A 1,012-nucleotide genomic window follows, 5' to 3' on the forward strand; every position below is an offset into this window, starting at 1 on the left:
GTTGCGAACTCGCGCACTAGTTCCCGGGGGGGGGACGGAGGGGCCGAGCCCGAGCCATGCGTCAGCATCACCACCCGCCTGCTGCCGCGGCTGCTGAACGGGCTTACACGGGCCCGGTGTTCTTGACCAGACGCACGGAGTCCGCACAGTACGTACGGCTCGGTGAGCAGGCCGACCGCTCGCGCGCCGGCAGCCGGCGCTGCCCGAGGAATAGATGTAGATCATGAAATGTTGCCCGGCGCATGACGACTCGAAGCATCGACGGCGCGTCCGTCCCCTTGCTCGATGCCGCTCGTACGGCGGCGAAGCAAGCAGCGGCCGAAGCCGCGGCGACCGAGCGGGATCGGCGGATCACCGGCGTGAGTGCCGCCGCTGCTCGGACTGCGGGCGCGTTCGCCTTGGGCGTCCGCCGATCCGATGGAGGGATCGAGGCCGACCTCAGCACGAGGGTCCGGTTCCTGGCCGAGCTCGGAAGGGGCTGCCCGTCGACGGCCTGGGTCGCGGCCACGACCCTCGAAGCGAAGCGGGTGTTGCAGATCGGCACGTCGGACGAGGCATACGCGGATGCGTTCCGCGATGTCGACAGCGTGGTGTGCTCGTCCGCCCGGTCAGGGACAGCCGTCCGTGAACCCGGCGGGCTGCGCGTCTCCGGCCGGTGGTCGTACGCTTCCGGATGTGAACTCGCCGAATGGGCGATACTTTCCGTGCAGTTGCCCGCGGATGGTGACCACCCGCCGCAGCCGGCTGCGGTGTTCGCCCGCACCCGGGATCTGACCGTCGACCGGGACTGGCACATGGCGGGACTGGGCGGCACCGGAAGCCACACCCTCGTCGGCGACGACGTGTGGATCCCTGATTCCCATCGGCTCGACCTGCCCCGGATCGGCGCTGCGCTGTCCAACATCGCGATAGCGGTAGGGCTGTTCGCTCCCCTGTGGGGCGCCGCGCGCGGCGCCCTCGACATCGTGGTCGATGTCCTTGCCAGGCGGACGTCACCGAACCCCGCCCACCC

At 70.2% G+C, this 1,012-nt stretch carries 1 protein-coding gene; it reads left to right on the top strand.

The genetic code is table 11. The features are described 5' to 3' along the window. Positions 1–242 precede the first annotated feature (242 nt). Positions 243–1,012, top strand: a 770-nt coding sequence (locus tag FGF04_RS39465) for an acyl-CoA dehydrogenase family protein (RefSeq protein ID WP_328596518.1), incomplete at its 3' end; no start/stop codon positions are given.

It is taken from the genome of Streptomyces apricus (assembly GCF_008369065.1).
Classification (GTDB): Bacteria; Actinomycetota; Actinomycetes; order Streptomycetales; family Streptomycetaceae; genus Streptomyces; species Streptomyces apricus.